Here is a 25,967-nt window from a genome sequence, read left to right as displayed (position 1 = left end):
CGTACCCTTGTCAACGCTTCACCGTTGTCCTCACGGTCAACGGCGCATGACTCAGGGCCACTGTGATTCGCTATTTCTTCAGTGTAGTGGACTTGCACCACCTACTCTTCGCCGGTTTTGCCGGCGCACCCTTGATCCGATTCTCCATCTCTCCGCGCGCGCAGTAGAGCTTCTCGTAGAGGGCCTGGGCGGGCCACTCCTCGGTGGAGAGAGAGGTGACGACAAAGCGCGGATTCTTTCCTTTCTCCAAGTACTCAGCTTTGGAGACCACTCGGCGCTCCCTCGACCAGCTACTCAAGGTGCGATAGGCAAACTCGGAAAAGACGCGAGCCGGTTTGCCCGTGGACTCGTGCAGACGACGGGCCTGCTTCATCGACGCCTCAATGGGTCGGCACAAGCGCTCGTTGCGAATCAGGCCGAAGAGGAAGTCGACCTGATTGGCTTCGCACCAGGCCATGATCTCTTCCCGGCAGAAGCCCGAGTCGGCCCGGAGCACGATCTTGACCTCGGGCCAATGGGTGCGGAGTTGTCCCACGATCCGGATGATCTCGGCAAGGGATCCCTCCGCCGCATCCTGGTTCGATGGCCGAAGCCGCACGCCGAGGAGCTGATCTTCGGCGAAGATGTAGAGCGGCAAATAACAATACGCATCATAATAGCCATGGAAGAAGCGCTCGGGCTGATGGCCGTAAAGAGGGATGTCGGTCGCATCCAGATCGAGCACCACCTCCTTGGGAGCCTGGGGATGCGATTCAAGGTAGAGATCGACCAACAGCCGGTCGATCGCTTCGGCCGAGTAGTCGATCTTGTGGTAGCGTTCGCTTCGACCTACCAGTTCCAGGCGGTTGAGCGTACTCTTGCCCGCCAGATCCGCTTCCAGATCCCTTTTACCGCTTAGGAGAGCCACCAAAGGATCGGTACGCAGCTGCTCGTGGTCATTGAGATCCTCGTAGCCCAGCGCAATCCCGAAGATGCGCTGCGCTAGCATCTCCCGCACCCGATGCACAATGCGCCCCGGATGGCGTCGATCCCGGAAGCAACGCTCCAGCCGTCTTAACAACCCGATCTTCCGATCCGCTTCTCGTAAGAGGATCGCGCCCCCATCACTCGAAACCCGACCCGCGGTAAATCCCGCTTCCACCCGACGCGAAAAATGGGCTGTAAATCCAAAAGTCTCTTGGCTACACTCTGTCATCGAAGGCCGCTTTCCTTCCTGGTTGTAATTACGTATCGTTCACGCACTTTATACCAGGGAAAGGCGGCCTTTCCTATGCTCTTTTGCAGGCTTTTTGCTTCCCGTTTTGGTCGGCCTTCGTGAGAAATGGCGGTTAGCCGAGTGCGCACCCTCAACCTCGACACGATCTACCCGGGGTGGCCTTTTTGGATCGAGGGAACCGTGACCTGGAAGTTTTAACCGAAGAGCGTCAGTTGCACCCAGGAGGATTTGAACCCCCAACCCCCGGGTCCGAAGCCCGGTGCTCTATCCGATTGAGCTATGGGTGCCGGAAGGGTACAGGCTGAGCGATTTTCCCTCCGCCGTCAAGCCGGGGTGGTTCCTCAAAAGAAGACGCGGACGGTTCCCATGACCCAGAAGGGAAGGCCGATCAGGACCTTGTCGTAATTGTAAACCCGGTCTCCCTGGAAGCCTGTCCCGGTGGGGAACCAGTAGTGGTTATCGGTCAAGTTATAAATCTGCACCCGGGCCTCCCACCGCTTGGTGGCATAGAAGACGCTCGCGTTGAGCGTGTAGTCGACCGGAATCCGCGTCGAGTAGTCGTAGGAGAGGAACATCCCGCTCTGGATCCAGAGCCAGAGAGAGGCACCGAACCCCTGGTCTGACTTGTAGGTTGCCATCGCCGTCCCATGCTCGTGGGGAAAGCCGATGAACGGGTATGTACCCGTCGGAAGGGTCGGATAGTTATCAACCGGGAGGCCGTAGCGTGCCGCGGTCGCGGCGGAGTAACTCTGGATGATGGTGGGACCTGTTTGGGCTGCGCTCTGCGTCCAAAACTCCTCGCCGGTGAGATAGTCGAAGCCGAAGGTATAGGTCCAATTCCGGTCCGGCTGATAGGTGCCGGCCAGCTCCGCTCCCAGCACGTCGGCTGGGGTGATGGGGGTAAAGCCTCCCGGGAGGACCGTCACGGGAAAGAAGGTCGAGTAGTAGAAGCCTTCGGCGCTCAAGAAGAGCTTGTCACGGAGCAGGTTGAACTTCACACCCGACTCGTACATGATGTTTGAGAGGTGGTAGTAGGAGCTCGTGAACTCCGGGCAGAACGCACCCAAGACGTCCATGGCCGCCGTCTGCGCATAGGAATAGGTGCAGTAGGCATTCATCCACGGGTAGGGCTTATAGCTCAGGCTCGCGTTCGCCTGCGGCTCCAGGATCGAATAGTTGCTCTGCATCGTCAAGAGAGCCGGGGTCCCTGGGGGAGTGCTGTTGGCGACCGAATACCATTGCAAGCGGGCTCCCAAGAGCAGGCTCCAATGATCGCCCAGGCGGATATTATCCTGGACAAACGGAGAGACCTGAAAGAACTGGGACCGAGCGCTCGAGAAGTTGTCCACGTTGTAGGTCATGCCCGGGACACCCGGCACCGGAATGTCCGTGAGATAGATATTGTTGGCACGCAAGGCCTCGGCCATCGTGATCGGCGGAAGGAGCCCTGAACGGGAGAGCGGCTGGGCCATGTTCCAGTTGTTATCGGCGATTCGGCTCGTTTCGCAATAGTCGACCTGGCTATCGAACCAGAGGAAGAGCCCTCCGTCGAGCTCATGAGCCAGGGAGAGCTCCCCCAGCCCGGTCTCGGCCTTGGCCTGCGCCTCGATCCGATGCTCGATCAGCCAATCACCCGGTGTGTAGCTCCAGTTGGAGTTGGCGAGCGGATCCTGGAGCATGCTGAAATATTCGAACATCGTGTTGTTGACGATGCGGAGGTCGTCCGAAAGCTTGAGGGTCTGGATCACCTGGGCCACTCCGTATTCGCTCCGGTTTCCCGAGCCGGCGAGATTCGCCAGGTTGTCCCGCAAGCTGATCGGCACCTGCGGTCCCCACTGAATGACCATGCCATTCCCGGTGTTGCCGATTCCGGGATGGAAGGTGCCGTTGGGCCCGAGCCATCCGATCATGTCTCCGCTCTGGTAGAGATCGCTATCGATCAACGCCGGATCGGGCCGGTTGATCCCGAGCGGCAGGTTGAAGCCGAGGGTATCGAGCTCGAAATTGGAGTCGATCGTGTAGTTCTCCGAGGGATGGGCGGAGAGGGCCAGGTAGAAGTCCTGGCTGTGCATGTAGGCCCCCTCGTAGTAGCTGCCCGAGTATTGCCCCGAGTAGTCGAAGCGGTAGGCCGCCTTCCCCCCGGCGAAAGGTCCCCCGAGATCGACGTTCCACCGGTTCTGATCGTACATCCCCATGCTGTATTGGGCGTCTCCGCGAAAGCGGTCGAAGTAGGGCTGCTTGGTCACGTCGTTGACGTAGCCCGCCGCCATCTCTCGGGCGCCGAAAACGGCAGCCACCGGCCCTTGCACCACATCGAGGTTCTCATACGCCAAGAAATTGGGCATGGGCCCCGAGGTTCCGTAGCTTTCCAGGCCAACCAGCATCCCATTGCGGAAGACCGTGCCGGGAAGCCCCCGAATGAAGGGCTCCACCGAATAGTCCCCGGCGGGAGCCATCGTAGTGAGGGAAGGGATGAGTGGGGCAAGGTCGTCGTATCCCATGAGGTTCCCGGGTGCGACCGTGTCGAGCTGCTCTCGCGATACTGGGGTCACTTCCCGCGGCGTATCGAGGATGCTCATCTCCGTGCCGTAGGCGCTCGTCGGCGTCGATGCCGGGCCGGGGAGGCCTTCGGTCACCTCCACTTCCGGCAAGAGAGTAGGGACATTCTCCTGGGCCGGGAGAACGGGCGCTGCCGCCCCAGCACCAGAAGGCACCTCGGATGGGGTTCCGGCATCGGGGATGAGGCCGGCTGCTGCGGGAGAGGGGGAGGCCTCTTCTTGAGCAGCGCACGGAAGCGCTTCGAGGCAGAAGCAAACGGCAAGCACCCAGGGGAAGAAGGCCATTCCCTTCGGCGAGACGCTTCTCCCCACGGACATGGGAGCCAAATGTAGGGCGTCGCCCAGGATGGACAAGTCTTTTTTTAGCCAAGCCTAACTTATAGCTTGGATGTCACACAGACGAGCCTGTAACGGCAGCTCCTGTTGCCAAGGCAACTCTGTGGAACGGCGCCGATCCCAAATCCTTGACCGGGATTTCCGGCACAGCCTAAATGGCACATGGCCCCATCCTTCCGCTTCGCGCTCGAATGTTTGAAGTTGGCATTCGCCCGCGTCCGCGAAGCGGCGGGTCCTTCGCTCACCGTTGGGGCCGCCTACTTTGCCTTCACCTTCGGGCTCCAGTGGATTGCTTCCCTTCGCTTCTTGCCCGGCAGGTTCTCGGTGATCCTCGCCGTTCTTCTCTGCCAGGGGCTCCTGGGGATTCTGATCGTCGGCCTTGCCCGCTTCTTCCTCTCCCTGTCGGAGGGCAACGATCCGGACTTCCGCGAGCTCCTGGATGGCTTCCGCGCTCCCTGGAAGATTTTGGCGGGAACTCTCTTCGGTTGGCTCGTCGGAACGTTCATCCTGCTGGTCCTGCTGGTCTTGGGGCGGGCTCCGCTCGCCTTATTGCTCGTCCTGGGCCTGCTCCCCTTGGTCCTGTTCGGGCCGTTCCTCATCGCCGACGGAGCCGTGACTCAAGCGGCCGATGCGTTTGTCGCCTCGTTTCGACTGGGAGTCTCCCACTATGCCCAGGCACTGGCGGTCGGCATCCTGGTGGTCGGCCTGGTCGAGATTGGCGCCTTGCTGATCGTGGGCACCCTGGTGAGCATTCCCCTCTGCTACACCATGACGGCCATCGCGTACCGTAGCCTCGTCTCGCAACGGCAGTGAAGCCGATCCGCTCGAAAGTGGGGATGGATGACGGACTCGCCGCCGTTTGACTTCTCTTTCCCTTCCCCTCAGGTTTAGCTTGTGGAAGTCTCCGGGGGAACCAAAGAAGGCGAATGAAGAAACGGATCGTTTGGTTCGACGCGAATGGATTGCCGGGAGACGAGCAGGCCTTGGGTCCAGCGATCCTCGATCGCCTGGAACGGGAGCCCGAGCGGCTTCCGCTCGAGTCGTTTTGCGAAGAGGGCGGATGGCCCGGGCCGTGGCGGGCCCATATTGACGCAATCCGAAAGAGCGGGAGCGGGGTCATAGTGGTCTTGTCAGTCTCCTTCGCGGAACGGGTCTCGGCCTGCTGCGATTTAGGCAGTGCCAAAGAGGAGATGGGCTATCACGAGATTCTCCGTTATGGACGGCTGGAAATTCATCTCGAGCCCCAAGCCGGGCGCTTGAGCGTGCAGCCCCTCCCCTAGATACGGGAAGACGAGGCTTTCCATCGATAACATCCGACCTCTGGCAGGAAGATGACGCAAGGCACGCACCCTATGGCGCGCTGGTTCGCCGCGAGCCCGTTTGATCGGTGGCGAACGCAGGCGCGGCCGGGAGGGGCCTACAGCCTTGCGTCGCTCCCGATCTCCGCGCAGGCCTTTCTTCTTTCTGGCCTTTTCTGCGCTTCTTCGCCTTTCCTGCTCATCCTTACCAGCTCTCCGAAGCGGGCAACCGCCTTGGCCTCCGCCTTGGAAGCATGGGACCGGCGAATTCCTATTCTTCCGGAAGGCGCTCCCGTGCCGCAAGGCGCTCTTCCCGATCTCGATCTGGCGGCCTCCCGGCTGCAAATCGCCACCTCCCTTCTCCATAAGGAGCTTCCCGGCCTGATCGCGACTCCCGCTGCCCTGCGTCACCCCGTGCCCAAGGCACAGGCCCTGGAAAAAAGCACCCTCCGGCTCTCTCCCGCGCTCCCACCGGATCGGGCAACCTTCCTGGAGGAACTCGCGGCCGCCCAGTTCGAGCGCTGCCCGCGCGTCAGCGTCCGAGGTCAAATGAGCCTGCGCGGCAGCATCCTCGACCTCTTCCCCTGGACGGCTGCTTGCCCTCTGCGAACGGAATGGGAAGGGAACGCCCTGGCTTCCCTTCGGGAATTCGACCCCATCTCCCAACGTTCCCTGCGCACCCTCCCCTCCGCTACGATCTCTCTCCTCCCCCCGGCCGAGCTCGCCGAGGAGCAGGCTGCCACCCTGCAGGACTATCTCCCCGATGCGCCGTGTCGCTTCCTGATCGACGGCGCTTGCGCCGAGATCGAGAGCGACACCTTGGAGCCGGAGCCCGATTTTCGGGAACACGATTTCCTGGGCACGCCGAGGGAAGACCACCTGATGCGGGAGGGCCGCTGGACGCTTTTCGCCGCCGAGCTCCGTCGTTGGCTTTCCGAGGAGTGGGAGGTCGGGATCTTCGTCAACAACGAAGGGGAAGAGAAGCGGCTCGAGGAGCTCTTGACGGCGGAGAAGATCGATACGAACGGAGTTGCCTGGATTTCGGGAGCTCTCACACGGGGCTTCTCCTGGCCTGCGGCTCGGCTTGCGATTCTGAGCGACGCCGAGATCTTCGGCCGCTATCAGACGATCCCCCAGCGGGGAAAGCGGGCGCAGGGTGCCGCAGAGGTTCGCGCGGTCGAAACGCCCTTTGCGGAATGGCAACCTGGAGATTTCGTCGTGCATCTGCAGCATGGCATCGGCCGCTACCGGGGCGTAGAAACCCTCCCGGACGAAGGCGGCGAGGCGCTGCTCCTGGAATTTGCCGATGCCGCGAAGCTCTTCGTGCCGATCGATCAGAGCTACCTGGTCTCACGCTATATTGGAGGTACTCGTCGCGCCCCGAAGCTGGACACGCTTGGAGGGACCCGATGGCAAAAGGCGCGAGCGGTCGCCCAGGGTGCAATTCGAGACTATGCGGCCAAGTTGTTGCGCATCCAGGCGGAACGGCAGGTTCTTTCGGGAAGCGCCTGCCCTCCTGACTCCGATTGGCAACGAGAGTTTGAAAAATCGTTCGTCTATCGGGAGACCCCCGATCAGCTCCGCGCCATCGCCCAGACCAAGGCGGACATGGAAGCGGCGCGGCCCATGGATCGACTCGTCTGCGGTGATGTGGGGTTCGGCAAGACCGAGGTCGCCATTCGGGCCATCTTCAAAGCCGCCGTTGGCGGCAAGCAGGCCGCCTTGCTCGCTCCGACGACCGTGCTCGCCTACCAGCACTACCAGACCCTCCGGCAGCGATTTGCGGACTATCCCATTCAAGTTGCCTTCCTCGGCCGCCTCGCTTCGGCCGCGGGGGAGCGGCGGGTGCTGGCCGCGATCGCCTCCGGTGAATGTGATGTCGTCGTGGGCACGCATCGGCTCCTTTCCCCGGACATTCGCTTCGCGCGTCTGGGACTCGTCGCGATCGACGAAGAGCAACGATTCGGGGTGCACCAGAAGGAGCGCTGGAAGGAGCGCTTTCGGGCCGTGGATATGCTCGCCCTTTCCGCCACCCCGATTCCCCGCACCCTCTATCTCGCGCTGGCGGGCGCGCGCGACCTGAGCCTCATCGAGACTCCGCCCTCCAATCGCCTCTCGATCGAAACGCTGGTCTGCCCCTACGACGAGCGGACGATCCGCTCTGCGATCGAAAAGGAGCTTTCTCGGGGCGGGCAGGTCTACTTCCTGCACAATCGGATCGCTTCGATCGACCGGGTCTGCCGTCGTCTTCGGGAGCTCATTCCCGCGGCTCGCGTCGAAATCGGGCACGGCCAGATGGACAAAGAGGATCTGGAGAGCGTGATGCAGCGATTCGTTTCGGGCGAGACCGACGTTCTCTTGGCCACCTCGATCATCGAAAACGGTCTCGACATTCCCAACGCGAACACGATCATCGTCGATCGGGCGGACCGATTCGGCCTGGCCGACCTCTATCAACTCCGGGGTCGCGTCGGCCGGTCCAACCAAAAAGCCTTCGCCTATCTCCTCTTGCCCCGCGACCGCTTCCTTGCCGCCGATGCCAAGCGCCGCATCCGGGCCATGCAGGAATACAGCCAGCTCGGGGCGGGCTTCCGCATCGCCCTTCGCGACCTCGAGATTCGCGGAGCGGGCAATCTGCTGGGAACAGCCCAGAGCGGACATATCGCCGCCATCGGCTTCGAGCTCTACTGCCGCCTGCTCCGGGAGGCGGTTGCCGCGGTACAAGGGAAGAAGGCCCGAAGCCCACTCGCCTGCAAGGTCTCGATCGACTTTCTCGAGAGCGCTTTCGAGCGGCCCGGTATCCCCGCATCCTACATCTCCTCCACCGAAGAACGGATCGCAGCGCATCGTCAGGCTGCGGAAGCGGCGTCTCTTGAGGAACGGCGGGAGCTCGAGCAATCCTGGCGCGACCGATTCGGCCCGCTACCCGAACCCGTACGCCTCCTCTTGGAGGAGGTGGAGCTGCGCATCCTGGGAAGCGAGCGCTCGCTGGAGCGCATCGAGGTGCAAGGAGAGAAGGTGCTCTTGCAGCGCAAAGGCAGCTACCTCATGGTCGGCGGCCGATTCCCCCGCTTGACCGGACTAGATGCGGGAAGTAAGCTCGCGTCGGTCAAGAAGTGGATCCTGACCCTTGCCTAGGCGCCACCACGCATCGGAGCCGCAGGAGCAACGGGTTTTTTCAATCCGGTTGCCTCCAGGTGTGGGTTGCGGCGGGTTTCTTTGACGGGTGCCCTTCGCGATTGAGACGAGATCCTTGAGCGGTCGGGTGATTTCCTACTCCTCCATGCTGCGCATGCCCCAGTCCCGGTTCTGGGCCGGGCGGCTCGGCCTTCGCCCAAGGAGCCTCTCCATCGGGCGCGAGCCCAGGATGGTGAGCCGGTCGGCGTCTTTCGCCGGCTTGCTGCTCGTCCTGGCGGCGATCCCCTGCCGCCTTTTCGCGCAGGCCGGCGTCGACGGGGTTGCGGCGATCGTCAACGACAAGGTGATCACCTTTTCGGAGGTAAAGAAGCAGGTCGAGCCGAATGAGGCGGTCCTCCGGGAAACCTATCAAGGCCCAGAGTTGGTCGACCGGGTCAAGGATGCGCGGCTCAATGCGCTGCGCGCGCTGATCGAGCGAGAGCTCATCATTCAGGACTTCAAGAAGAAAGGCTACCAGATCCCGGACACCTTCATTGAAACGCGCGTCCGAGACATGATTCGGAGCCAGTTCGACGGGGACCGCATCGCCTTCATTCGGACCTTGCAGGCCAGCGGGATGACCGAAGAGCGGTATAAGCAGAACCTCCTCGACCAGATCGTCGTTCAGGCGATGCGGATGAAGAACGTCTCCGACAGCATCGTGATTTCCCCCTATCAGGTCGAACAGTACTACCACGATCACCTCGCCGTTTTTGTCGAGCCCCCGAGCGTAAAGCTGCGGTTGATCTTCCTCCAAAGGTCCGCTTTAAAGGAGCGTCGCGTTGGACCCGATGGGCAGGAGGAAGAGTACGATCAGCCACTGGAGACCGCCAAGGACCTGGAAACGAAGCTTCGCTTCGGAGCCAACTTCGGCGACTTGGCGCGCAGCTATTCCGAAGGACCTCGCAAGCAGGAGGGAGGCGATCTCGGCTGGGTGACCCGGGACACGCTGCGTCCCGAGATTGCGGACGCCGCCTTTGCAATGTTTCCGGGACAGACCAGCGACGTGATCTCCACTCCCGATGGCTATTATCTTCTCCACCTCGAGGACAAGCGGCGGGAGCGGGTCAAGCCGATCTCGAGCGTGCGCACCCAGATCGAGACCGCGCTCCTGCAAGAAAAGCGGCAGAAGCGCCAGCAAGAATGGCTCGACAGCCTGCGAGTCAAGGCGTTCATCAAGATGTTTTAGCTTCCATGGCAGAGGCGCTTCCTCCTTCTCCGTCCCCCATCCAACACGAGCCCGGGCTCTGTGCGGGCTTCGCCTCCAGAGAAGAAATCCTCATCGGGAAGCCCTAAGATGAAAACAGGGGTCATCGGCATCCCCGTAGGAGAACCGACGGGAATCGGCCCGGAAGTGGTCCGCAAGGCGGTTCGCTCCGGCCGACTTCCTGCTCGCTTCGACTATCGCATCATCGGCTCCGACCAGGGATTTCGCCCGGGCAGCCCGAGCCTCTCGTCCGCCCGAGCCGCGCGGGAATGGCTGGAGGAGGCGATCCTCCTGTGGAAGGAGGGTGCGATCCAGGCCATCGTAACCGGGCCCGTGCACAAGGCGGGCTTACAGGCGGCGGGCTTCCCTTATCCCGGGCAGACCGAGTTCTTTGCCGAACGGACCGGGTGCGGGATGGGAAGAGTCGTAATGGGCTTTTGGCATCCAAGGCTCTCGGTTTCCTTGCTCTCCACGCACTGCAGCCTCCGCGAGGCGATCGCCTCAATTCGTCCCGAGAAGATCGTGCTTTCGGCCGAGCTTCTCGCCGAATTCCTGGCTCGACTCGGACGCCCGTCTCCGCGGATCGCCGTCGCGGGGCTCAATCCACATGCCGGAGAGGGCGGCCTCTTCGGATCGGAGGAGCGAGATCTCTTCGAGCCGGCCATAACTCTCTTGCAGAAGAGAGGCTGGGACGTTTCCGGCCCTCTGCCGCCCGACTCCGTCTTCCGCCAAGCCTTTCGCGGGGAATTTGCCGGGGTCGTGGCCGCTTATCACGATCAAGGACTCATCCCTTTCAAGCTGGTGGCCTTTGCGACCGGGGTGAATGTCACGCTCGGCCTCCCGCTCATCCGAACCTCTCCCGATCACGGAACCGCATTCCCGATCGCCGGCAAGGACGCTGCGGATCCCAGAAGCATGATTGCGGCGATCCGGCTGGCCACACGCTTGGTGGAAGCCCGACGAAGCCGGAAACCTGCCAGAGAGAGCCGATGAACTTCACGAACCTGCGGGGGATTCTCACCTATGTTCCCGAGTTTCGAGACAAGATCTTCGTCATCGCGATCGACGGGGCAGTCGTCACCCACGAAAACTTCGCGAATCTCGCGCTCGACCTTGCCGTTCTCCGCAGCCTGAGCGTGCGCGTGATCGTCGTCCACGGCATCGGCCGCCAGATGCGGGAGCTCGCCGCCGAACGTTCGATCCCTCTCTCTTCCTCGGACGGAACCGGACCCACCGACACCGCGACCTTGAAGGTGAGCCTGGCCGCATCCTGCCAGGTGGCGCAGCAGATTCTCGCCGCATTCGGAGCCGCCGATCTTCGGGCGGCCCTGCCCAACGCGCTGGTGGTCCACCCCTTCGGGATCGTCGGAGGAGTCAACTACCTGCTGACCGGACGGATCGAGCGGGTCGACACCGCCTTCCTTCACGACCTTCTCGATCGCGGCATCGTACCGATCATCAGTCCGATCGGCTCCGACCGAGAGGGCAATCTCTTCCGGGTCAACTCCGATGCGGTGGCGGTCGCCATCGCAGAGGCCGTCCGTGCGGTGAAGCTGATCTACCTTTCGGGTGAAGTCGATTACGCCAAGGAGAGCGACCTGGCGCGACAGCTCTCCGTGAGCGAGGCCGAGTCCTTCGTTCATCGCCATGGGAACACGACCTCCCCGCTCCTGCTTTCCAAGCTTTCCCACTCGATTGCCGCCTGCCGGAGCGGAGTGCGGCGGATTCACCTCCTCGACATTCGGATCGATGAAGCGCTCCTCTCCGAGCTCTTTTCCCAGGTGGGGGTGGGTACGATGGTCTACGCCGAGGGGTACGAGTCGATCCGAAAGGCGCAGAAAAAGGATGTCCGCTCGATCCTCCAGCTCATCTCCCAATCGGTGGATGCCGCCGAGCTGCTGCCCCGCACCCGACAGAGCATTCTGGCCCGGCTCGACGATTACTACGTACTGGAGATCGACCGGGGACTCGTCGGCTGCGTGGCCCTCCATCGCTTCCCGGACTCCTCGCAGGCCGAAGTCGCTTGCCTTTCTGTCGCTCGAGTCTACGAAAACCAAGGGCTCGGACGAAAGCTCGTCCATTTCGCCCACTCGGTCGCGCGCGAGGAGGGAATCCGGCAGCTCTTCGCGCTCTCGGCCCGGACGTATAACTTCTTTACCCAGAAGGTCGGGTTCCGCGAGGGGACTCCGGACGATCTGCCGCCGAGCCGCCGGCTCCTCTACGAGCAGAGCGGTCGGCGCTCGAAGGTTCTCCTCAAGCCGGTCCTTTAACTCGTGAGCGAGCCTTGTGGAGGAAAAATGGGCACGCCTCGGGGCAGAGGAGAGAGAGCGTGCCTGCCGTATTCGACCCGAGCTCTGGAGCATGCCAAAGAGGTCGGCGCAGGCAGCCCTGCGTGCAGATCTCGCCGACCAAGGGGGGGAGGTCTTCGGAGGAGAGCCGCCGTGTGCCCTGGTAGAGGCCGGTCTGGCGACCGGCCGTCTCCGCAAAAGGCGTCGGCGCGAGCCTCCCTTCCTCCCAGGCGGCGAGCAGTGCTACCGCTCCCGGATAGAGAAGCTGGAGGTCGGCAATGAGCCGAGTGGCCGAAAGCGGTCCGCGCCGCCACCCCTTGCACAATCCGGGAGCTCCTCGCAGCGGCCGAAAATGGCCGGAAGCATCGAAGCGGACCAGATCCAGAAAGGCTTGGTCACTCGATACGAGCTCCAGCCGAGCATCTTCCGGAAGGTCCTCTCGATGTGTCAGAAGATAGCCGGGAGAGATCCGAATTTCCCCCAGGATCCAGGGAGAGCGGGTCCGCGCAAGCCGAGCTTCAAGCCAGTCCGTGAGCTTCATCGAATGCGAGTACCTGTGCCAGGATGACCTGATCCACGATGGAAGCCATTCCCGCCGCTCCGGCATAGTAGACTCGTCGTCCTCCCTCGGTCGCTTGTGGGTGGCAGAACTCCGGATCCCGCGGATGCCGGGTCCAGCCCATCAGCCGAGGAATGTCGGTATACGAGTGCTTCCCTTCGGAGAGAAAGAACGGAACGACGGCGAGATCCCGCGTGCTCATCAGCTCGCGCCATCGGGAGACACACGGTTCCTGCTCCAGGAATGCCACGCTGCATCCGGCAAATCGGCCGGAGGCGCGAATGCGCTCGGCTTGCTCCCATGCGGTCTCTGCGGAATTCTCGTTTCGGTCGGTTCCATGTCCGACCAGGAGCAGAGTGACGTCGCGGCAGTCGACTTCCCGCAGCGCCCCCAGCGCCTGCTCCACGATCGCCTCCGCCATGCGCGGATGGCGCCCCGGCGGCTCGCAATAGCGGATCTCGCGTGAGCCCCGTCGGGTGAGGGGCCCGAGCAGCTCGAACTCCCGCGGAAGGATCTCCCGGGTGAAATAGCCATGACTGAGGAAATCGGGAACGAGATAGATGCACTCCTCTTCCACTCCGTACAACGCGGTGCGATAGGAAGGTTCCTCCTTCCAGAAGCACTCATAGACTGCGGCGAATGTCTCCGACCTTCGCAAGGACGCGGCATGCCGATAGACCGGGAGAGCCGATTCGGAAGAGAACATCGAACCGTGACCCGCCAGGACGAGGGCCCGATCGCGGAACTTGCTCACACGCCCTGCCCGCTCCTCGCCTGCGCCGATCCCCCTACTTCACGCTTGCTCAGGAATGGAGGGAAACGTACTCTGGCGCTTACCCTACATGAGCAGAGATCGCCGGATGGGCTCCGGCAAGCCAAGGGAAAGGAGGCAGATGCCATGATTGTCACGACAGCGGAACTGTTTCGTTGCGCCTATGGAAAATATGCGATCGGCGCGTACAATATCAACAACATGGAGCAGTCCCTCGGCCTCTTCCGGGGATGCGCGCAGGCACAGGCTCCCTTCATCATCCAAATCTCGAGAGGAGCAAGGAAGTACGCGGACAAGCGAATGCTCGAAGCGATCATCCGGGCCTCCGAAAGCATCTATCCGGAAAGCATCTTCGCCGTTCACCTCGACCATGGTGATGAGGAGACCTGCTATGACTGCATCGATTCGGGCTTCTACAGCTCGGTCATGATCGATGCCTCGCACCACCCGTTCGAGGAGAACGTCGCCGTTACCCGTCGCGTGGTCGAGCGGGCCCATGCCAAGGGGGTGAGCGTAGAGGCTGAGCTCGGAATGCTCGGCGGGGTCGAAGAGGATATCAAGGTTGAAGAGGGTCACGCCTGCCTCACCGACCCAGAAGAGGCAAAGGCGTTCGTCGAGCGGACGGGCTGCGATTCCCTCGCCTGCGCGATCGGAACGAGCCACGGGGCCTACAAGTTCAAGGGGAGACAGTCGATCCATTTCGACGTGCTGGAAGCGATCTCCAAGCGCCTGCCCGGTTTTCCGCTCGTGATGCACGGAAGCTCGAGCGTTCCTCAGGAGGAAGTGAGTCGGATCAATGCGGCGGGCGGGAAGCTCGATCCGAGCGCCTGTGGCGTGGACGACAACGAATACCTCCCTGCGGCAAGGCTGGGAGTCACCAAGATCAACATTGACACCGACGGACGCCTGGTATGGACGCGCGTCCACCGCGAGTATTTGCGCGATCATCCAGAGGACTTCGACTTCCGCGGAGCGGGCCGGACCTACATGGCCGAGTATGCGAATTTCATCGCACACAAGAGCGAAAAGCTGGGTTGCGCCAAGCAGCTCGAGTCGGTGCGCAAGGCGATCCTCGCTCAGCGAGGTGCCTAGGCTCCAGGCTCGGCTCTTGGCCGAGCCAAGAGGCTCCGCCAGAGAAGCGGCGCCCGGCGCACATGAACGGAGGGTACGTGGCCTATACCGCTGGTCTGGAATCTCTCGGCATCCGGAACGTTCGCGAAGTCTATTGGAATCTGACAACGCCAGCCCTCTACGAGGCCGCCATCCGCCGTTACGAGGGAATGGTGAGCCATCTTGGCCCCTTTGTCTTCCGGACGGGAGAGCACACCGGCCGGCTCCCCAAGGACAAGTTCCTCGTTCAGGAGCCTGCTTCCCGGGACAAGATCTGGTGGGGAGCCGTGAATCAGCCGCTCTCCCCAGAGGCTTTCGAGCTCCTGCGGAGACGGCTCCTCGCCTACCTTCAGGGCAAGGACCTGTTCATCCAGGACTGCTACGGCGGCGCCGACCCGCGTCATCGCATCCCCCTGCGGATCATCACGGAGCGGGCCGTCCACTCCCTATTTGCTCGAACTCTCTTCGTGCGAGAGAAAGACCGGTCGAAGCTGCCCCACGCCAACCCCGCCTTTACGATCCTGCACGCACCCGATTTCCGCGCCGACCCCGCGGTCGATGGGATCCGGTCCGAAGCATTCATTACGATCCATCTCGGCCAGGGCTTGGTGCTGATTGGCGGGACCGCCTACGCCGGAGAGATCAAAAAATCGGTCTTCACGATCCTCAACTATCTTTTCCCTCCGCAGGGGATCCTCTCGATGCACTGCTCGGCCAACTTCGGCGCGTCTCCCAAGGAGACGGCCATTTTTTTCGGGCTTTCCGGCACCGGTAAGACCACCCTTTCCGCCGACCCGCATCGGACGCTGATCGGCGACGACGAGCACGGCTGGACCGACACCGGGATCTTCAACTTCGAAGGGGGTTGCTATGCCAAGGTGATTCGCCTCTCCGCCCATGGCGAGCCCGAGATTTTCGCCGCGAGCCAGCGGTTCGGCACCCTCTTGGAAAACGTCTCGCTCGATGTCGACAGTCGCCGCGTGGACTTCGACGATGCCTCGCTGACGGAAAACACGCGCTCGGCCTACCCCGTACACTACCTGCCGCATGCGGTCGAGGACGGGATGGGAGGGCATCCAAAACAGGTCGTCTTTCTCGCCTGCGACGCCTTCGGCATCTTGCCACCCGTTTCCCGGCTCACCCGGGATCAGGCCCTCTACCACTTCTTATCGGGCTATACCGCCAAGGTGGCGGGGACCGAGGTTGGCGTTCGGAGCCCGGAGGCTACCTTCAGCACCTGCTTCGGCGCCCCCTTCCTCGTCCATCCTCCCAAGGTTTACGCGGAGCTACTGAAGAAAAAGCTCGAGGAGCACGGCGCTCATGTCTGGCTCGTGAACACCGGCTGGACGGCGGGGCCCTATGGAGAAGGCCGGCGAATCCCCCTCTCCACGACACGCGCCATCGTCCACGCCATTTGCGACGGCTCCCTTGCCAAGGCCGACTGCGTCGAAGAGCCCTTTTTCGGCCTCCGGATCCCCCGCGCCTGCCCGAATGTCGACACGGCAATGCTCTTTCCCGCGACAACCTGGAACGATCCGGAGCGTTATCGCGGCCAAGCCCGCAAGCTCGCCGCTCTCTTCCGGGAGAACTTCGCACGCTTCGGCACCGATGTTCCCGCCGACCTCGCGGACGCAGGTCCTCGGATGTGAGCCTCTCTTGCCCAGCCATTGTAAGTCGATTGCGGTACCAACCCGTGCGCTCCCTTTCATTGGGGAACGCAATCACTACAATCGTTTTGCAAGAAGAACCCGAAGCGGGTAGCTTCCTCCGCATAGCGCTCCATGGAAGTTCGCCTCTCCCATTCCCTGCAAGGCGAGCCTGCGGCCCGGGAAGGGGAGCGGCTGATCCGTGCCTGTGTCCATTGTGGCTTCTGCCTGCCGGCCTGCCCGACCTACCAGCTGCTAGGGGATGAGCTCGATAGCCCTCGAGGCCGGATCTACCTGATCAAGGAGGTGCTGGAAGGCCGGGGGGGAGCCATTGCCCGGGAGCACCTCGATCGCTGCCTCCTCTGCCGGGCCTGTGAGCGGGCCTGCCCTTCCGGGGTCGAATATGGACGGCTCGTTGCAACGACCCGGGAGCTGCTGACAGCCCAGGCTGCTCGGAGCCTGAGGGACCGCTTGCTTCGGTGGCTGATCCGGGCCGTGGTCCCCCATCCCGCCCGGCTCTCCCGCGCCGTCGCCATCGCCCGGCGGCTCCGGCCGCTCCTTCCGGCTTCCCTTGCGGTCAAGCTTCCGGCCCCACCTCCTCCTCCGGCCGCACCTCCCCACCCTCTCCGGTCTCACCCCCGCCGCATGCTGCTCCTTCCTGGCTGCGCCCAATCGGTTCTCTCTCCCGCCACCCATCTCTCTCTCGCCCGCGTCTGTGACCGGCTGCGGATTGAGCCCATCCTCTCCCCCGGATCCGGCTGCTGCGGCGCCCTCTTCCACCACCTCGGCTCCGAGGAAGCGGCTCTTCGCCAAATCCGGCGAAACATCGATCTCTGGTGGTCGGAGCTGCACGCGGGGGCCGAAGCGCTCCTCATTCCCGCAAGCGCCTGTGCCCTCATGGTCCACGAGTATCCCGACCTTCTCGCGAGCGATCCGGCTTACGCCGACCGTGCCCGCCGGATCGCGGACGCGGTAAAGGACCCCGCCGATCTGCTCCTTTCCGAGGGACTAAGCCATCCAATCATCCCGCCCGAGCGGGCGGTTGCGGTCCACTGCCCATGCACGCAGCAACCGGGCTTGCTCAACGCGCTGCTTCGCAACCTAGGAATCCCCCTGGCTCCGCAGAGCGACTCCCCTGCCTGCTGCGGGGCCGCCGGGGCGTATGCGCTCCTGCAGCCGAAGCTCTCCCACCAGATTCGGGCACAGAAACTATCCGCCTTGGAAGCGGGGGCACCCGCGGAGATTCTCACGGCCAATATCGGCTGCCAACTCCATCTTGCGGGCGGGAGCCAGCTCCGGGTCCGTCACTGGATCGAGCTGATCGATGAATGCCAGGAGCAAGCCCGCGCTTCTCCCGGTGCTTGCACCCGAGGGGAGGCCAATGGGCATGAACGCAAGGCGTGCCCCAGGGCATAGGAAGAGTTGTCAAAGCCTCCCTTTCCAGGCAATCGTCACTTGTGACTCCTCTGTCTCTTGGCTCATTCCGCCGCCTCCGCGCTGAGCGGGGGGAGCAAGCGGATCGCCCGTACGGGACGCCGGGAACGGAAGGCCCTTCCTGCTCCCCTCAGGAGATCTTGCGCCGATTGCGCGGTGCCGTGCCCGACTGCCCCTTGCTTTCCGACCCCGAGGAGCTGCGACCGTACGAATGCGATGGTTTGACCGCCTACCGCCAGCTCCCCTTGGCGGTCGCGATCCCGGAGTCGGTCGCTCAGGTCCAAGAGCTCCTCCGCGTCTGCCGTGCGCTTCGCGTTCCGGTGATTCCCCGCGGGGCGGGCACCGGCTTGTCGGGAGGCACTCTCCCGAATCGGTCAGGGCTGGTCCTGAGCATGACGCGATTTCGCAAGATCCTTGCTGTCGATCCGCTCAACCGGACGGCTCGGGTCGAACCCGGGGTGACCAATCGCGCGATCTCGCAAGCCGCATCGCCCTTCGGCCTCTTCTACGCTCCGGACCCTTCGTCAGAAGTCGCCTGTACCATCGGGGGCAACATTGCCGAGAATGCGGGCGGGCTCCACTGCCTCAAGTATGGGCTGACCGTTCACAACGTCCTTTCGGTGAAGATCCTCACCGCCGAGGGAGAGCTCCTCGTCCTTGGGGCGGAAGCGTTCGACGCGGCCGGCTTCGATCTTCTCGCCCTCTTCATCGGGTCCGAAGGACTACTGGGGGTGGTTGTGGAGGCGACGGTTCGGCTCCTGCCAAATCCTCCCTTCGCCCGTCTGATCGTCGCGGGGTTCCCTTCCGTCGAATCAGCCTCCCTAGCGGTGGGAAAGCTGATTGGGGAGGGCTTCGCGCCAGCAGGCCTGGAAATGATGGACAACTTGGCCATTCGAGCAGCCGAGGCCTACGTCCATGCCGGCTATCCGGTGGAGGCGGCCGCGCTCCTGCTCTGCGAGTTCGACGGGGGACCCGAGGAGGTCGACGAGCAGATCGAGCTTGCCGAAAAGCGGTTACGGGAGAGCGGCGCTTGCTTTTTGCGCCTCTCCTCCTCCGAAGAGGAAAGGCAGTTGCTCTGGAAGGGGAGAAAGTCGGCCTTTCCCGCTGCCGGCCGGATGGCCCCCGATTACTATTGCATGGACGGCACCATCCCCCGGCGGAGCCTTCCGGAAGCGCTGCTCCGCATCGCCCGGCTTTCGGAGGAATTCCGTCTGCCGGTTGCCAACGTCTTCCACGCGGGGGACGGCAACTTGCACCCGCTGATCCTCTACGACGCGAGCCGACCGCAGGAGCTTCAGCGAGCCGAGCGCCTCGGCGGCCGGATCCTGGAGCTCTGCGTGGAGCTGGGTGGGGCCATCACCGGGGAACATGGCGTCGGAGTCGAAAAGCTTGAGTCCATGTGCCTCCAGTTTCGCGCCCCGGAGCTGAGGCAATTTCACCGCATCAAGGAGGCGTTCGATCCAGACGGCATCCTCAACCCGGGCAAGGCGGTTCCGCTGCTCCATCGTTGCGCCGAGCTGGGCGCGATGCACCTCCACCGCGGCGGGCTACCCTTCCCCGAGATCGAACGGTACTGATGTCGAAGCAGCGATCCACCAGAGCCGTCGACCGATCGCACGGCAGGAGAAGCGCGTGAGCCACCAGGACCAGGATCTTACGGACGTCTTGGCGGACGAGGTCAGGCGAGCCCATGATTTGGGAACTCCGCTCGCCCTCGTTGGTGGTGAGACCAAGAGCTTCCTGGGCCGCTCCGTCACGGGCCGACGCCTTCCTCTGGGAGAGCATCGCGGCATCCTCCGCTACGAGCCAACCGAGCTCGTCTTGACCGCCCGCGCCGGCACACCCTTGGACCAGATCCATGGCCTGCTCGCCGCGCAGGGCCAGTGGCTCCCCTTCGAGCCGCCCTCCTTTGGAGCGTCCGCGACGCTGGGCGGCACGATCGCCTGCGGCCTTTCCGGACCCGCGCGCCCCTTCACCGGAGCCGCTCGGGACTTTGTGCTCGGCGTCCGCCTGCTCAACGGGAAGGGAGAGATTCTCCGCTTCGGGGGGGAGGTCATCAAGAACGTGGCCGGATACGATGTGTCACGCTTCGTGACGGGAGCGCAAGGAACTCTCGGGGTCTTGCTGGAGATCAGCCTCAAGGTGAGCCCGAGGCCGCCCGCCTCGGAAACGCTCGCATGGGAAGAGGCGCCCGAGACGGCGGTCCGGCGGCTCTGCCGGCTGGCAGCAGAGCCCTTCCCCATCAGCGCAGCCTGCCACGACGGGGAACGGCTCTTCGTGCGCCTGTGCGGCTCGAAAGCGGGAGTGCAGGCTGCGGCGCAGCGGATCGGAGGGGATCGCATGGTCGATCCAGAGCTCTTTTGGGAGTCGGTCCGCGAGCGCACCCATTCTTTTTTCGCCCGGCCGGGCCCGCTCTGGCGGCTTTCCGTCCCTCCGGCGACCCTCCCTCCTGCGCCAGGCAGAGGCTCCCTCTTCCTCGATTGGAGTGGAGCGCAGCGCTGGTGGAGAGGGGCGCTCGAGCCCGCCGCCGTCTGGGAGTGGGCCCGATCCAGGGGCGGGCATGCCACTCTGCTCGATGCGGGTCGATCCTGCCTGCAGCCCCTCGAGCCGGCTCTGCTCTCTCTTCACAGGAGGCTCAAAGCCTCGTTCGACCCGAAAAGAATTCTCAATCCGGGACGCCTCTACGACGAGGTTTGATTGCACCGGCCCATCGGCCCTCGGTACGGCAAAGCCAGTCATGGATCGCAGCTGGGTCCGCCGCTTTCCGCTTGACTCTTTTCCGCGATGTGGGATTGTGACCGAGGTCTGCGAAAGAGGGCCGGACAGCAAGGGCTGAACGTGCTCCTTCCGATGGCCACTGCGATCGGGGAGACCCGGCAGATCGGATGTGTTTGTACTGAGGAAAGATTGCATGAATAGAAGATTGTATGTCGGGAACCTCCCTTTCTCTCACCGAGAGGAAGACGTGCGCGCGCTCTTTAGCCAGTACGGGAAAGTCACCGAGGTAAATTTGATCATCGACCGTATGACCGGCCAGTCCCGTGGCTTTGCCTTCGTTACGATGGAAACCCCGGACGAAGCCAAGGCAGCGATCGACAAGCTGCACGGCACGAAAGTCGAAGGGAGGAGTCTCGTCGTCAACGAGGCGAAACCGAAGGAGGAACGTTTCGCGCCCTCCGGCTCTGGCTCTGGCTCCGGCTCCGGAGGCTTCCGTAAGCGGGATCGGCGCTAGCCGTTTCTCGCATGTTGGAGAACAGTCGCTCTTCTCGTGCTTCCCCTGTCGGCGGAGTCCGCGAGAGACGACGCTGGCTCGGTGAAGGTCCTCTTTTTGGGCGATGTCGTCGGCGAAGCCGGACGAGAGGTGGTTCGCATTGCCGTCGTCCGGTTGCGCCAGGAGAAGACGATCGACTTCGTCGTCGTCAACGGGGAGAACGCGGCCGGCGGCAGTGGAATCACCCCCAAGATTACCTACGAGCTTCTCCGCTATGGCGTAGACGTGGTCACGTTGGGCGATCATGCCTGGGATCAGCGCGAAATCGTCCCGTTTCTGGCCGACGAGCCCCGCCTGCTCCGTCCGCTCAACTACCCCTCGAACACTCCGGGCAGCGGCTCGATCGTGGTCCAGGGCAACGGGAAGAAGCTGGGCGTCGTATGTGCGCTCGGGCGTACGTTCATGACACCGCAAACGGACAACCCGTTCCTGACGGTTCGTCCCGCCTTGGAAGCGATTCGACGGGAAACCTCTTGCATTCTTGTGGATTTCCATTCGGAGGCGACTTCGGAAAAGATCGCTTTCGGTCGATACCTCGACGGGCAGGTGTCGGCGGTCGTGGGCACGCATACGCATGTGCAAACGGCGGATGGCAAGATTCTTCCGGGAGGCACAGCCTACCTGACGGACGTTGGCTTCTGCGGTGCACACGATTCGGTCATCGGGCGAGAAGTCGGGCCCGTGATCCAGAGGTATGTCACCCTTCTTCCCCAGCGCTTTGGTTTGGCTACCAAGGGCCTTCAGGCCGACGGAGTCTTGCTCACCCTGGATGACCCTTCCGGGCGAGCGATTGCGATCGAGCCGATCCAACTTGCTATCTAGGAAAGCCTATGCGGCTTCCTCCCTTGAAGCCGTTTCGGGGGGGCACCACCCTCTTCCTTTGCCTGTGGGGCTTCGCCCTGCAAACGGGCTTGCTGGCGGAGACCGAGCCTGCCTCTTCTTCCACTCCGATTCCGCCACTCTCTTTGATTGTCGATCGGATGGTCAAGAGGCAGGAGTCGCTGGCTCATGAGTTGAATGCCTATCAGTTTCTCGAGCAGATTGAGGTCGATTCGCTCGGATCCGACAATCTTTCCCGAAAGCGCTCCCACTTCGTGATCCGGGTTCTCCCGAACAGCCATGCACTGATCCTCACGGATGTGCGTGGTGACGAGAAGGCCAGAAGGGAGATGTCGGAGGCAGAGGTCAAACGAGCTCGCCGGGGAATTGAAACGGTCTATTCCTTCCGAAAGGCGGTTCCCCGGTTCCGCGTCGTGCTCCTTGACCACGGCGACTGGCATGGAGAGCCCGCCTATCATATCGGCTTTTCCGGCAAGCCGGACGAACCCTATCGAACCCCTTTGGAAAAGATTCTCAACCAAGTACATGGAGAGATGCACGTAAGCGCCCGAGACTATTCGATCTTGGAAACGCACGCATTCCTGGCCCGGCCGGTCAGCGTCGCGTGGTTTCTCGTCCGCTTCGAGCGGCTCGCTTTTTCCTATGTGGCACAGCGCATCCCTCTCGGCTATGTTCCCAAGACGGTCGTGTTTCATTATCGAGTTCGGATTCCCTTCGCTTCTCGGCATGAGCGACAGCAGATCGAGCTCGTCGATTATCGTCTCGCCAAGCCGGCCGCGAATGTGCCTGGCCAATGAATGCCATCACCCGTTGAGGAAAGATCCAGGTCCCGCATGAACAGTCACCCCATCCGATCCGGCTCCGGTCAAAAGCCCTCCTGGCCTCCGCTTCGAAAGCTGCGTTACGCGGGCTGGTTCGCCGCTTCCCTGGCGTTCCTGATGCTTCTCCGTCCAGGTCCCGTGGAGGGTCGTCGGGCGGCGATGACTCCATTCTTGACGGAGCGGCTCGCCCGTTTTCTCGATACGTTACCGGAGAGCAACCAACTCTTGATTCGCAGTTACCTGGCCTTCGACTGCACTCACTCCCTCGTGGGACCCTCGATGTGCGAAAAGCGGGGCTTCTTTTTCGTGATCGAGAGAGGAAACGAGCGGCGCGGCAACCTTCTGTTCGGCACCAGCGGAAACGAGTTCCGTTTCCTCCACTACTTCTCCTTTTCCAGCCCTTACGCCGAGCTTCCCAAGATCGGCCTTTCTCAGGACGAGGCCCTCTGCGTGGCGCTGCTTTGGGCTCAGCACGAGCTGAACAGCGAGGGGCGGACCACTCTCCAGGCCATGGTCGCCAACAGCCAATTTCATTCGGCGCCTCTCCAGAGGACCGCCTATCGCTTGCTGGGAATCAACTGTCCATAGAGAGGCCGCTGATCGCGGCGGCAACACGCCCAACGCCTAGCGCGACTGGTCCGGGCACTTTCTTCCCACCACCAGCGTCTTCCGGATCTTCGGCAGATCCAGGACGAAGCCGGGCAGGAGTGGAGTCGTGATGGTCTCGGCGAAGCTTTGGACCGCGATCGGCGCATTCGGATTCTCCGAGAATCTCCAAATCCGCATCGCCTCCTGGGAGCGATCGAGGATCCAATACTCCGAGACGCCCGCCTCGCGGTAGATCTCGACCTTGTCCACAAGGTCGATCTCCCTAGTCGAAGGGGAAAGGATTTCGACCACGAGAGCCGGGATCACGCCTTTTTGGACGTTGGCCTCATCATCCCATTTCGAGAGCTGGTCGTTTGGGATGTAGCAGAGGTCGGGAACGACGCCCTCACGGTCCAGATCGATGATCCCGGGGAAGCCGAAGGCCGTGTTGTGCGCCGCTTCGCCTAGAGGATGCCGCTCAAGATAGTTGTCCAGAGCAACCAGGATTTTCCGCGCCAGCTTGCTATTGCCTGCCGTCTCCCCCGTCATGACGAGATTCCCGTGGATGAGCTCCCAATGTTCTCCCTCGGGAGTCGAGAGCCAATCCTTCAGCGTGTACGGTCCAAGAGCCGCTGTTGCCATGGAAAGCTACTTCCCTCGGTTTCGACAATACGCCCGCTGGTGGGAAGCGGCAATAGCCCACTCGATCGGCTCATCGGGCATGAGAATCGGCTTGACGAATTCAGACCAAAGTAAGCGCAATACCTTCCCCCAGGAGACATCAACGATGCGAATCCTGCTGCTCCCCATGCTCCTCGCCGTCGGCCTTCCGACCTGCTCTTCACCCTGGAGCGGATCCGGCAATCCGCCGCAGCACCGCCAACAGGGCGGGCCTCCCAACGCCGTGCCGACCGGATCGGCGCGGAATGGGTTTGGGGGTTCCTGCCAGGAGGATGTCCGCCGATCACCGAGCAGACGAGGGTGGAGGTCAGCAATATGATCTACACCGCGCTTCGCCAAGAAGAGGGGATGGTGCAACTCCTTTTCTGTAAATTTCCGCGCAGCAGATCATGATGCCTGGGTTACGGGTTGGGGTTGAGATAGACCTTGCCGGTCATCCACTCGTCGTCGAGTTCGGCCAGCAGGGCGGAAATGAGCCGCAGGCACGATTCGGGATTGGGGAAGATGCTTGCCACCCGGGTGCGGCGTCTGAGTTCCCGGTTGATGCGCTCCAGGCCGTTGGTGGTGCGCAGCCGCACGCGGTGCTCGACAGGGAAGTCGAAGACGGTCAGGCTTTCTGGTATGGCTTCCTCAGCCCACTCCCCGAGCTTGGGATGCTCCGTGCGCCATTGCGCAAGCGCCTCCCGTAACAGCCGCTGGGCCTCGCTTCGATCCGGCGCATTGAAGATCGTGCGCAGCTGCCGGGCAACGGTCTTCTTCGCTTCTTGGCGCGTGACAAACTGACCGGCGTTTTGCTGCAGGTGGAACTGGCAGCGCTGCCAGGGCACGGAAGGCAACACTGCACGGCGCGCGGCCTTCAGTCCCGCGTGGTCGTCGGCAACGATGAGCTTGACCCCCTTCAATCCACGGGCAAGGAGGCTTTCCAGGAAGCGGCGCCAGTTGATCTCCGCTTCCGATGTAGCCACCTCGCAGCCCAGCACCCGGCGCTTGCCCGTTGCCTCGATACCCACTGCAATCAGTACCGCGCAATCGACGATCCGTCCTTCCAGGCGCACCTTCTCATAGCGGGCGTCCAGAAAGAGATAAGGCACCTCGCCCAACGGGCGTTCCCGCCAGGCCTTGAGCCCTTCATCGAGTCTGGCGGCAGCGCGACTGACCTGGGCTGAAGAAAGCTTGATCTCCGGCCCCAAGAGCCGCTGCAACACGTCGATCACCCGCCGGGTGGAGACGCCCTGGACGTACATCTCGGCCAAGGCCAGATTCACCGCCTGATCGGTGCGGGTGCCTTTCTCGAGCGCAGAAGGATAGAAGTCGCCAGAACGCACTTGCGGTACCTCGAAGGTGAGCTCGCCCAGCTTGGTCAGCACCGTCTTGGGCTTATAACCGTTGGCCCAGTCGCGCCGGGCTGCGGTGCGCTCGTAGGGCCTGGCGCCGAGAAACTCGACCCGTTCAATTTTGGCCGCTTCATTCACCAAAATGCGCAAGGCTTCGCCTGCGCCATCCAGCCCATGCTCGAGTAGCACCGCATAGGCTGCTTCCAAAGGGTTTGTTTCGACTCGCATTACCATGATCGTTACGCTCCTTTGTCAAAGTCATGGCATCATGATTGCGCTGGGCAAACCAGCCAGCCAGCGGCTGGAAGAGAATTTACAGAAAGGACGATACACAACTGAAGAGGGCCTTTTTGGACAAAGCGTGTTTGCACTTCCACCTTTCACGACGGAGGTCCTCCGCACACACTGGGGGGCTTTCGTTGCACTCACAACGCTCTCTGTGACGCCAAGCCGCACGCTTCCTTGCGGAGTAAGCGCAGACTGGACCGCATCCTATCGGTACGACAGATTCCGCCACACTCTCTCAGGGTCGGCCGACTTGCCAAGGACCGGCACGGGACACATCTCGCCGGATGCACTACCCATTCTCAAAGAATGGGCTAGCATTGTCCGTACAAATTACTTGCGCAGGGAAACCGAAATTCTCGTGGACGAGTCGGGCAGACGATTAGAAGAATCCATGCGGGATCATCCCTGATTACCGCCTAAGCAGCTCCGCAAGATGAGAAGGCAGCCGGTCTCGGAGTGGTATCAGTCGGTCAAGCAGCATCTCACGCAGCCTCCAGAGTGGCACAACGCACACAGCGACCAGAGGGACAGATGCGAGATCAG

21 protein-coding genes and 1 tRNA gene are annotated in these 25,967 nt (G+C 62.5%); 15 read left to right on the top strand and 7 right to left on the bottom strand.

Annotation, left to right across the window (positions count from 1 at the left end; all coding sequences use genetic code 11):
• Positions 1-70 precede the first annotated feature (70 nt).
• The 3 genes from MacB4_RS07540 to MacB4_RS07530 form a co-directional block, all read right to left on the bottom strand.
• Complete coding sequence (locus MacB4_RS07540) at positions 71-1,195, bottom strand: IS1380 family transposase (protein ID WP_242529174.1); 1,125 nt, start codon at positions 1,193-1,195, stop codon at positions 71-73.
• A gap of 234 nt (positions 1,196-1,429) precedes the next feature.
• Positions 1,430-1,503 (bottom strand) — tRNA-Arg (locus MacB4_RS07535).
• A gap of 54 nt (positions 1,504-1,557) precedes the next feature.
• Positions 1,558-4,059, bottom strand: a complete 2,502-nt coding sequence (locus tag MacB4_RS07530) for a TonB-dependent siderophore receptor (RefSeq protein ID WP_242529173.1) — start codon at positions 4,057-4,059, stop codon at positions 1,558-1,560.
• 213 nt (positions 4,060-4,272) lie between these two features.
• Between MacB4_RS07530 and MacB4_RS07525 the strand changes: the two genes are divergently transcribed.
• The 6 genes from MacB4_RS07525 to argA all read left to right on the top strand — a co-directional run bounded on the left by MacB4_RS07525 (position 4,273) and on the right by argA (position 12,062).
• Positions 4,273-4,923: a hypothetical protein gene (locus MacB4_RS07525; RefSeq protein WP_206863264.1), complete on the top strand. Its 651-nt coding sequence runs from the start codon at positions 4,273-4,275 to the stop codon at positions 4,921-4,923.
• A 113-nt stretch (positions 4,924-5,036) separates the two neighbouring features.
• Positions 5,037-5,390: a hypothetical protein gene (locus tag MacB4_RS07520; RefSeq protein ID WP_206863263.1), complete on the top strand. Its 354-nt coding sequence runs from the start codon at positions 5,037-5,039 to the stop codon at positions 5,388-5,390.
• A 72-nt stretch (positions 5,391-5,462) separates the two neighbouring features.
• Positions 5,463-8,546: a transcription-repair coupling factor gene (gene mfd, locus MacB4_RS07515; protein WP_242529172.1), complete on the top strand. Its 3,084-nt coding sequence runs from the start codon at positions 5,463-5,465 to the stop codon at positions 8,544-8,546.
• Positions 8,547-8,673: 127 nt separating this feature from the next.
• A complete protein-coding gene (locus MacB4_RS07510) occupies positions 8,674-9,774 on the top strand; it encodes a peptidylprolyl isomerase (protein WP_242529171.1) in 1,101 nt (366 codons plus the stop codon).
• A gap of 108 nt (positions 9,775-9,882) precedes the next feature.
• Positions 9,883-10,785 (top strand): 4-hydroxythreonine-4-phosphate dehydrogenase PdxA, encoded by a 903-nt coding sequence (pdxA, locus tag MacB4_RS07505; protein WP_206863261.1) that lies wholly within the window; start codon positions 9,883-9,885, stop codon positions 10,783-10,785.
• Positions 10,782-12,062 carry an amino-acid N-acetyltransferase gene (gene argA, locus MacB4_RS07500; RefSeq protein WP_206863260.1) on the top strand — a complete coding sequence of 427 codons (1,281 nt, stop codon included), beginning with the start codon at positions 10,782-10,784 and terminating at the stop codon, positions 12,060-12,062. The genes pdxA and argA overlap by 4 nt, the downstream gene beginning before the upstream one ends.
• Here the strand turns inward: argA and MacB4_RS07495 are convergent.
• Positions 12,046-12,621, bottom strand: coding sequence for a DR2241 family protein (locus tag MacB4_RS07495; protein WP_206863259.1), 576 nt, complete (start codon positions 12,619-12,621; stop codon positions 12,046-12,048). The genes argA and MacB4_RS07495 overlap by 17 nt on opposite strands.
• Positions 12,599-13,393 (bottom strand): CbiX/SirB N-terminal domain-containing protein, encoded by a 795-nt coding sequence (locus tag MacB4_RS07490; RefSeq protein ID WP_206863258.1) that lies wholly within the window; start codon positions 13,391-13,393, stop codon positions 12,599-12,601. The genes MacB4_RS07495 and MacB4_RS07490 overlap by 23 nt, the downstream gene beginning before the upstream one ends.
• 144 nt (positions 13,394-13,537) lie before the next feature.
• Between MacB4_RS07490 and MacB4_RS07485 the strand changes: the two genes are divergently transcribed.
• From MacB4_RS07485 to MacB4_RS07445, 9 genes are all read left to right on the top strand, one after another.
• Complete coding sequence (locus MacB4_RS07485) at positions 13,538-14,503, top strand: ketose-bisphosphate aldolase (protein ID WP_206863257.1); 966 nt, start codon at positions 13,538-13,540, stop codon at positions 14,501-14,503.
• 62 nt (positions 14,504-14,565) lie between these two features.
• Complete coding sequence (gene pckA, locus MacB4_RS07480) at positions 14,566-16,170, top strand: phosphoenolpyruvate carboxykinase (ATP) (protein WP_206863256.1); 1,605 nt, start codon at positions 14,566-14,568, stop codon at positions 16,168-16,170.
• A gap of 132 nt (positions 16,171-16,302) precedes the next feature.
• On the top strand, positions 16,303-17,583 hold the full coding sequence (gene glcF, locus MacB4_RS07475; protein ID WP_206863255.1) for a glycolate oxidase subunit GlcF: 1,281 nt from the start codon (positions 16,303-16,305) through the stop codon (positions 17,581-17,583).
• Between the two features lie 155 nt (positions 17,584-17,738).
• On the top strand, positions 17,739-19,178 hold the full coding sequence (locus tag MacB4_RS07470) for an FAD-linked oxidase C-terminal domain-containing protein (RefSeq protein WP_242529379.1): 1,440 nt from the start codon (positions 17,739-17,741) through the stop codon (positions 19,176-19,178).
• Between the two features lie 55 nt (positions 19,179-19,233).
• Positions 19,234-20,298, top strand: a complete 1,065-nt coding sequence (gene glcE / locus MacB4_RS07465; RefSeq protein WP_206863254.1) for a glycolate oxidase subunit GlcE — start codon at positions 19,234-19,236, stop codon at positions 20,296-20,298.
• 214 nt (positions 20,299-20,512) lie between these two features.
• On the top strand, positions 20,513-20,833 hold the full coding sequence (locus tag MacB4_RS07460; protein ID WP_206863253.1) for an RNA-binding protein: 321 nt from the start codon (positions 20,513-20,515) through the stop codon (positions 20,831-20,833).
• Positions 20,834-20,914: 81 nt separating this feature from the next.
• Positions 20,915-21,694 (top strand): TIGR00282 family metallophosphoesterase, encoded by a 780-nt coding sequence (locus MacB4_RS07455; protein ID WP_206863252.1) that lies wholly within the window; start codon positions 20,915-20,917, stop codon positions 21,692-21,694.
• An 8-nt stretch (positions 21,695-21,702) separates the two neighbouring features.
• Entirely contained in the window at positions 21,703-22,509 is an 807-nt protein-coding gene (locus MacB4_RS07450; protein ID WP_206863251.1) for a hypothetical protein, read from the top strand.
• Positions 22,510-22,545: 36 nt separating this feature from the next.
• A complete protein-coding gene (locus tag MacB4_RS07445; protein ID WP_206863250.1) occupies positions 22,546-23,121 on the top strand; it encodes a hypothetical protein in 576 nt (191 codons plus the stop codon).
• A 36-nt stretch (positions 23,122-23,157) separates the two neighbouring features.
• On the opposite strand, the gene MacB4_RS07440 is transcribed toward MacB4_RS07445, so the two are convergent.
• Together MacB4_RS07440 and MacB4_RS07435 are read right to left on the bottom strand one after the other, a co-directional pair.
• A complete protein-coding gene (locus tag MacB4_RS07440; RefSeq protein WP_206863249.1) occupies positions 23,158-23,763 on the bottom strand; it encodes a Uma2 family endonuclease in 606 nt (201 codons plus the stop codon).
• A gap of 440 nt (positions 23,764-24,203) precedes the next feature.
• Positions 24,204-25,370, bottom strand: coding sequence for an IS256 family transposase (locus MacB4_RS07435; RefSeq protein ID WP_206863134.1), 1,167 nt, complete (start codon positions 25,368-25,370; stop codon positions 24,204-24,206).
• Positions 25,371-25,967: the final 597 nt, after the last annotated feature.

It is taken from the genome of Methylacidimicrobium sp. B4 (assembly GCF_017310545.1).
Lineage (GTDB): Bacteria > Verrucomicrobiota > Verrucomicrobiia > Methylacidiphilales > Methylacidiphilaceae > Methylacidimicrobium.
Note: the sequence above shows the minus strand (reverse complement) of the source record. Positions and strands in the feature narration are given on the sequence as shown.